We start from the raw sequence: 6,680 nt of genomic DNA, 5'->3' as shown, positions 1-6,680 counted from the left end.
GGGGGGGGGGGCGTTTCGACAATGCCGAGAGTCCGTGCCTGCGTCGCCCCTCACCCCAACCCTCTCCCCGCAAGAGCGGGGCGAGGGAGCTCGCCGTGCTTGGGGCGCGGGTGACTATTCGATCCAAATAAAGAAAGCGCCGGGAGCGTGCCCGGCGCGGCTGCGCACGCCCCGCGACTACTGCCCCAATCCGTTGACCTTCCCGACAAAGCTCCGCACGTCCGCCATCACCTGCGGCAGTACCGACTTGACCTCTTGCACGGTCATGCCCGGCTTGATCTCCGGGTGGTACAGGATGTTCATCAGATACTGATCGTAGACGTCGAAGTATCCCTTCTGGACGTCGTCGTTGAACATCGTCCACGGCACCTGGTCGGTGTCGTTGATCGGCCCGAGCGACTGCAGCAGTTCCTCGTAGGCGCAGTCGAGGAAGACGAAGTCGCCGTTGTCGATCGTCAGAATCACATCGGCGTGCTCGATCTCGAATTTGTCGTTCTTGCGGAAGCCCGACAGGCATTGCGGATCGAGCGACTCGCGGATCTCCTTGGCGCGTTCGGCGCCGTAGAACGTCTGAATGGTCTTGTTCAGATTTCGGTCGCGGACGAGGTGGACGGTGACGTTGGCCTCGTCGCTGTCCTCGGTGATGGCGATGTCGAGATGCCGAATCCGCTTGGCGATATCGGCGACCACGCGGGCGAGTTGGGCGCGGCGGTCCGGATGAGTTTCGCCCTCGGCGAAGATCCGCACCGGGCCTTCGAACTTGCGGATGCGGTCGACCCGGCCGGCGAGGTGATACTCGGCGCCGAACGCGGTCTTGAAGAAGCCGTCGAAGATCTGGCTGTCGGTGAAGTCGCGCTTCTCGGCGCGCTGGTTGGCCGAGATATCGGTGCTGTCGGCCGCCAGCGACGGCGCCGCCGTGCCCGCTGCCGCGGCGATCATCGCCGCGAGCGCGGGGCCGAGAAAGCGAGGGAGGTGGCCGCGTTGCATGACAGCGACGCTGCCGGAATCCGCCGCGGCGCACAACCCGTAATTGGGAGCAGCCGGGCTGCGCGCCCGGCGGTCGATCAGTTCCGCACGATCACCGTGGCGCCGACGCGAACGCGGTCGTACAGGTCGACGACGTCCTCGTTGGTCATCCGGAAGCAGCCCGACGACACCGCCTGGCCGATCGTTTCGGGCTCGTTCGAGCCGTGGATGCGATACAGCGTCGAGCCGAGATACATCGCGCGGGCGCCGAGCGGATTGTCCTCGCCGCCGGCCATGTGGCGCGGCAAATCGGGGCGGCGGCGCAGCATCTGCGCCGGCGGCGTCCAGCTCGGCCATTCCTTCTTGGCGGTGATGCGGTGAACGCCCGACCAGCGGAACCCGTCGCGGCCGACGCCGATGCCATAGCGCAGCGCGGTGCCGTCCGGCTGGACCAGATACAGCCGGCGCTCCGAGGTGCTGATCACGATGGTTCCGGGAGCGTAATTGCCCATGAAGTTCACGCGCTCACGCGGGATCGGGCTGGCCGCCGGCCCGGAGCGGAAGAACGGCCCGAACCCCATCACGGCCCGCATGTCCTCCTGGGCGGACGCCTGGGAGATCCCGGCAACGGCTATCGTGGCGGCGAGCGCGAACAGGCGGGCGGCAGTGCGAACCATCGTGAACCTCGCAATCGTCAGAATCCAACCCAAGACAGGCCACAATCATGGCGATTGCGCAAGTCATCGCGATGACGCCGGAGCAGTGCCGTGCGCGGCAGGAAGCGCTGCTCCGCGCGCTCGCCCCTTTGACGAACGCGTTCAACAATGATTGATCGTCGTGTCACGATACAACAGGGAGCGAAACGATGAACGGTGCCGAAAGCCTGGTGAGGACCCTCGTACAAGGCGGCGTTGACGTCTGCTTCACCAATCCCGGCACCTCGGAAATGCACTTCGTTGCCGCGCTGGATCGTGTCGAGGGCATGCGCTGCGTGCTCGGCCTATTCGAGGGCGTCGTCACCGGCGCCGCGGATGGTTACTATCGGATGAAGCGCACGCCGGCTTCGACCCTGCTGCATCTCGGCCCGGGCCTCGCCAACGGCATCGCCAATCTGCACAACGCCAAGAAGGCGGCCTCCGGCATCGTCAACATCGTCGGCCAGCACGCCACCTACCACATCGATTACAACGCGCCGCTGACTTCGGACATCGAGGGCCTGGCGCGGCCGATGTCGGCCTGGGTCCGCACCTCGCCGGACGCCAAGTCGGTGGCGCGCGACGGCGCCGCCGCGATCGCCGCCGCCAAGGGGATGCCGCCGCAGATCGCCACGCTGATCCTGCCGGCCGACACCGCCTGGAACGAGGCCGACGGCATCGCCGAAGTGCCGGCCGATCAGCAGCGGCCGAGCTACTCGCCGCAGGCGGTCGAGGCCGCCGCGCGGGTGCTGCGCTCCGGCGAGCCGACGCTGCTGCTACTATCCGGCAATGCGCTCACCGAGCACGGCCTGGCGCTGGCGCAGCGGATCGCCGGCAAGGCCGGCTGCAAGGTGATGGCCCAGACCTACAACGCCAGGATGGCGCGCGGGCAGGGGCGCTATTGGGTCGAGCGCGTGCCCTATGTGGTCGAGGCGGCGCTGCCGATCCTGAAGCCGTTCCGCCACATCGTGCTGGTCGAGGCGATGGACCCGGTGGCGTTCTTTGCCTACCCGGACAAGCCCAGCCTGCTGAAACCGGAGGGCTGCGACGCGCACCGCCTGACCGACATCGGCGAGAACTCCGAAGCCGCGCTCGAGGCGCTGGCCGGCGCGCTCGGCGCCAAGGCTCAGGACGCCCAGCCGCAGAAGCTGGTCGACATCGCCAAGCCGAGCGGGGCGCTGACGCTCGACACCATCGCGCAGGCGATCGCGGTGGCGATCCCGGAGAATGCCATCGTGATCGACGAGTCGATCACCACCGGCCGCGGCTTCTTCCCGCCGACCGCCGCGGCGGCGCCGCACGACTGGCTGCAGAATCTCGGCGGCTCGATCGGCTTCTCGCCGCCGGTCGCGGTCGGCGCCGCGGTGGCGTGCCCGGACCGCAAGGTGATCTGCATGGTCGGTGACGGCAGCGCGATGTACACGCTGCAGGCGCTGTGGACCCAGGCGCGCGAGAATCTCGACGTCACCACCGTTGTGTTCGCCAACCGCAAGTACCAGATCCTCAGAGGCGAGTTCGACGGCGTCGGCGCCGGCGAGCCCGGCAAGCGGGCGCAGGACATGCTGACGCTCGACCGCCCGGACCTCGATTGGGTGTCGCTGGCCAAGGGCATGGGCGTGCCGGCACGGGCCGTGACCACGGCGGACGAACTCAACGCCGCGCTCGAAGCCGGCGTCCGCGGCAGCGGGCCGAGCTTGGTCGAAGTGCGGATGTAACCATCGCGGCAGTTTGACCAGACTGGCCGCGTCCCGGCAGTTGTCGGCATCGGGCCGGCGGGCGTAGCCTGTCGGTCCGGCGCAGATCGCCGGTTGTGGAGCAGGCATGAAGCGATATCTGATCTTCGGTGCGATCGGGCCGTTCGTCGGCGGACTGCTGCTGCTGTTCGCGACCAGCTATCTGTCCGGTTACTGGATGCACACCGATCTGATGGAAGTGCAGAAGTTCTTCGTCGTGATGTTCAAGTCGCTGCAGTACAGCTATTTGTTCGGCCTGCTGCCGGCCCTGATGATGGCCGCGATCGACGAGATCATCTGCCACATCCGCATCATCAAGCAGCCGCTGCGCATGGTGATCGTCGGCATCATCGGCTTCATCGCCACCGCGTTCATGTATTCCAACCGCGGCGCCGATGCCGGCCTGGTGCAGCTCGTGCTGTATGGTCTGGTCGGGCTGGTGCCGGCGGTGCTGTCGTCGTGGCTGGTCTGCAAGTTCTGCAAGCCGGTCGTTCCGCCCGCGGAGCAGGCGGCGGCCTGAACTGCTGCGTTGAGGCCGCGGCGCGCGAGTCCGGGCGTGCGGATGCCGGTGCACAGGGTGCGGCGAGCGCAACCGACAACGCGGTTCCCGCTTTTCGACGCACGTGATCGATCACGCGCCGCAGCAAACAGCGGCGCGTGTTGCTGCGTTCAACTCACGCCACGCCGTTGTCGCGCAGAGCTTGTCAGCCGCGCGCCGGGGCCACGCCCCAATCGCTCAGGCTCTCGATCGCGTCGTCCTGCAGCGCGGCTTCGATCCGGCTCTTGAGGTCGGCATGGCGGGCGCTTGCGGCCTCGAACTCGGCGGCCGTCATCGCGCCGCGATGGGCGCGCAGCCGCGGATCGAGCCGGAGGAATTCCTCGGTCTCGGCCGGCGTCAGTCCGGCGATGGCGGTGACGCCCCTTGTGTCGCGGATCAGCGCCCGCATCTGCTCCAGCCATTGCCGCAGCGCCGGCTCCTGCTCGAGCAAGGCGTTGATCGTCTGTTCGAGGGTATGAGCCATTGTCCGTCGCCTCCCGCCGATGCTCTGTGGGCCATCTGATCCTCCGCTAAACGAAGGGCAGGGGCGGCCGCATTGTGCAGGATCAATTGGTGCGGTGCGTGCCGCCAAGAAGATCTCTTGTCAGGGGCGTTTGGTCGGCAACGGGCCGTCTTGCTCAGGAGTGGTGTGCTTGTTCGGTGTATCCAATCCATCCAAGTTAACGAGCAACTTAGAGAGGGCATTCTGCTGTACGAGTTCGCCGTCGCCAGGCTGCGATTTCTCAAGGCCTGCCTTTTTTTCGTCCGCTCGCTTTTGCGCTTCCCGTTGCCAGTATGACTCCAGCCCCCGAAGTCTCTCCTGGTGATAGTCCGGGACACGCGAGAATGTTGGGTCTGGATTTCCGATGATGTAAGGAGTGAAACAGTGGGGCCCGCTGCTCTTTATGAATTCTTGGCAGAATGCGAGCACAGAATCCGTATCTAGCGGGATTATTTTGTTGAGGGCATCTTCCGTCGTTTCAAGGAACGGGAAGGGCCTCATATCGATCCAAAATATCGGATAGGATAATCCGCCTAAAACTCCTTTCAGAGCGTGGCGTCCATCAAAGAAGAAGCGCAATATTTCGTATTGATACTCGTGTGGCTGTGTTCTCACTGCCTGAACCAGCATAAACGCAAGTTCGACAGATATGACGAGTTTACGGGGAGTGGAGAGCTGCGATAGTCGAAAACCCGTATCGATAGCTGGGCCGATGAAGTCCCTAGTGAATTCGGGATTGTAGGGATTGCTGTAGAACTCGTGCAGTAAAGATAGGTTACTAAAAACCTCATCATCGTCGTCACCGTTAAAGGGCTGCAAGCCGGTTACCGATGATCTGAAGACGACCTCAGCGTTGTGGATAGGAAATCCTGCAAGCCACGCGGTTGATTTAAGGTCCAATGATTTGAACTGATCCCTCAGTCGCGCTCGGTAAGATGCTACGGTCTTTACCCAGGCGTTCAACGTCGTTAGGGCTTCCCGGTGATCGTCTAATACCTTCGTGTAGATCAATTCATCGCCGACACTTTTCCAAAGCTCGGGCGGTCGGCCTGTAGGCCAGCCAACACTGTCCGAGAGTTCAACGCAGATCGACCACTCCTTGGCAAATGTTCTTTCTATCCCACGATAGAATTGTGCAATCGGCGAGAACCAAGGTTCTGCCGGCGGTAGATCGTCCAAGCCGGATGATGCCTTTTCCGGACGGTCCCGAGTTGCCTGCTTGAACGCGGTCGAGCCCACTATGTCGACGCTCAAAAACAGACGAAGTACAGATCGGAACGGGCCGTCTTTTGGGATCATCATCCGACTAGGAGCTTAACCCTGCAAATTCGGCGCGTATTCTTGCGGCCTCCGTTGAGACGCCAAACGCATCTGCCAATAACGCAACGGAACCGTTTAGTTTTTTGTATCTCTCGGTGAATTCCGGGACAGGCATCAAAAAGCCTGCTGCGAACCAATTGGCTTCCCACTCGACGGGGCCTGACCCATAACGTTGGGCTTCCATCGCCTGGAGTTCTGCTCCATTCTGCTTTGGATACAGATAATGAAGAAAATAATGCCCCAGCTCGTGCGCTATTGTAAAGCGATCGCGAGCTGGACCAGTGTGAGACGCCAAGAAAATGCTGAACCTTCCAACTCCATCGATTCTGATTGAGCCGGAGGGAGGGTTGCTGAAGTCCAGTATATCTTGGACTTGGACCTTGCCGCCGATCTTTTCGACAATAGGAACTAACGGACCGCCAACGTTGTAGCCAAGATGAGCAGCGACTTTAGAGGCAAAGTCGTCCACTACTGCTTTTGAGAGACCACACGAGCTTGGCGAGCTGTAGATCATGGCACGGTCCTGGACGAATCAAATTTTGCTAATGTCTCATGGACCGAATATTGGGTCCCTTGACGAATAGCAAAGTCCGGAATCAATTTTTGCTTCGGGATATTTATTCTAACGATGCACCTTAGCTCGCTTGCCTGTGCGTCTATCCCATCCCCATACCGTCGAAGTTAGTGGTGGGCGCACAAGGGATCGAACCTTGGACCTCTCCCGTGTGAAGGGAACGCTCTCCCGCTGAGCTATGCGCCCGGGACCGGTGGGGACGGGGCCGCGTGGCGGCTGGTCCCGGTGACCGTAGAGGCGCGATTTACGAAGTGACGGGCCAGGGTGTCAAGCGGCAAGCCGGGAATTTGCCGCTTCGTTCACTCATTTGCCGCGGCTCGGGCCGGGCCAGTCTGCGCGCGGCCGCCTCGAG

At 62.9% G+C, this 6,680-nt stretch carries 7 protein-coding genes and 1 tRNA gene; 2 read left to right on the top strand and 6 right to left on the bottom strand.

Going from position 1 to position 6,680, the window contains the following annotated elements:
- Positions 1 to 177: 177 nt before the first annotated feature.
- Together IP86_RS00595 and IP86_RS00590 are read right to left on the bottom strand one after the other, a co-directional pair.
- Positions 178 to 987: a DUF2927 domain-containing protein gene (locus IP86_RS00595; RefSeq protein WP_054160631.1), complete on the bottom strand. Its 810-nt coding sequence runs from the start codon at positions 985 to 987 to the stop codon at positions 178 to 180.
- A 77-nt stretch (positions 988 to 1,064) separates the two neighbouring features.
- Complete coding sequence (locus tag IP86_RS00590) at positions 1,065 to 1,643, bottom strand: L,D-transpeptidase (RefSeq protein ID WP_054160630.1); 579 nt, start codon at positions 1,641 to 1,643, stop codon at positions 1,065 to 1,067.
- 188 nt (positions 1,644 to 1,831) lie between these two features.
- Between IP86_RS00590 and IP86_RS00585 the strand changes: the two genes are divergently transcribed.
- Positions 1,832 to 3,376, top strand: coding sequence for an acetolactate synthase large subunit (locus tag IP86_RS00585; protein ID WP_054160629.1), 1,545 nt, complete (start codon positions 1,832 to 1,834; stop codon positions 3,374 to 3,376).
- 106 nt (positions 3,377 to 3,482) lie between these two features.
- Positions 3,483 to 3,914, top strand: coding sequence for a DUF5413 family protein (locus IP86_RS00580; protein ID WP_054160628.1), 432 nt, complete (start codon positions 3,483 to 3,485; stop codon positions 3,912 to 3,914).
- A gap of 184 nt (positions 3,915 to 4,098) precedes the next feature.
- On the opposite strand, the gene IP86_RS00575 is transcribed toward IP86_RS00580, so the two are convergent.
- From IP86_RS00575 to IP86_RS00565, 4 genes are all read right to left on the bottom strand, one after another.
- Complete coding sequence (locus tag IP86_RS00575; protein WP_054160627.1) at positions 4,099 to 4,416, bottom strand: hypothetical protein; 318 nt, start codon at positions 4,414 to 4,416, stop codon at positions 4,099 to 4,101.
- Between the two features lie 120 nt (positions 4,417 to 4,536).
- Positions 4,537 to 5,736 (bottom strand): hypothetical protein, encoded by a 1,200-nt coding sequence (locus IP86_RS00570; RefSeq protein WP_197279578.1) that lies wholly within the window; start codon positions 5,734 to 5,736, stop codon positions 4,537 to 4,539.
- 4 nt (positions 5,737 to 5,740) lie between these two features.
- A complete protein-coding gene (locus IP86_RS27805) occupies positions 5,741 to 6,268 on the bottom strand; it encodes an ImmA/IrrE family metallo-endopeptidase (RefSeq protein ID WP_082363697.1) in 528 nt (175 codons plus the stop codon).
- 171 nt (positions 6,269 to 6,439) lie between these two features.
- Positions 6,440 to 6,514, bottom strand: a tRNA-Val gene (locus tag IP86_RS00565).
- Positions 6,515 to 6,680: the final 166 nt, after the last annotated feature.

This window comes from Rhodopseudomonas sp. AAP120 (genome assembly GCF_001295845.1).
Classification (GTDB): Bacteria; Pseudomonadota; Alphaproteobacteria; order Rhizobiales; family Xanthobacteraceae; genus Rhodopseudomonas.
The sequence above is the reverse complement of the archived record's forward strand: the minus strand, read 5'-3'. Positions and strand labels throughout refer to the sequence as shown.

Coding starts and splice junctions, on each gene's coding strand:
- IP86_RS00595 (WP_054160631.1), bottom strand. CDS start 987: ATGCAACGCGGCCACCTCCCTCGCTTTCTCGGCCCCGCGCTCGCGGCG.
- IP86_RS00590 (WP_054160630.1), bottom strand. CDS start 1,643: ATGGTTCGCACTGCCGCCCGCCTGTTCGCGCTCGCCGCCACGATAGCC.
- IP86_RS00585 (WP_054160629.1), top strand. CDS start 1,832: ATGAACGGTGCCGAAAGCCTGGTGAGGACCCTCGTACAAGGCGGCGTT.
- IP86_RS00580 (WP_054160628.1), top strand. CDS start 3,483: ATGAAGCGATATCTGATCTTCGGTGCGATCGGGCCGTTCGTCGGCGGA.
- IP86_RS00575 (WP_054160627.1), bottom strand. CDS start 4,416: ATGGCTCATACCCTCGAACAGACGATCAACGCCTTGCTCGAGCAGGAG.
- IP86_RS00570 (WP_197279578.1), bottom strand. CDS start 5,736: ATGATGATCCCAAAAGACGGCCCGTTCCGATCTGTACTTCGTCTGTTT.
- IP86_RS27805 (WP_082363697.1), bottom strand. CDS start 6,268: ATGATCTACAGCTCGCCAAGCTCGTGTGGTCTCTCAAAAGCAGTAGTG.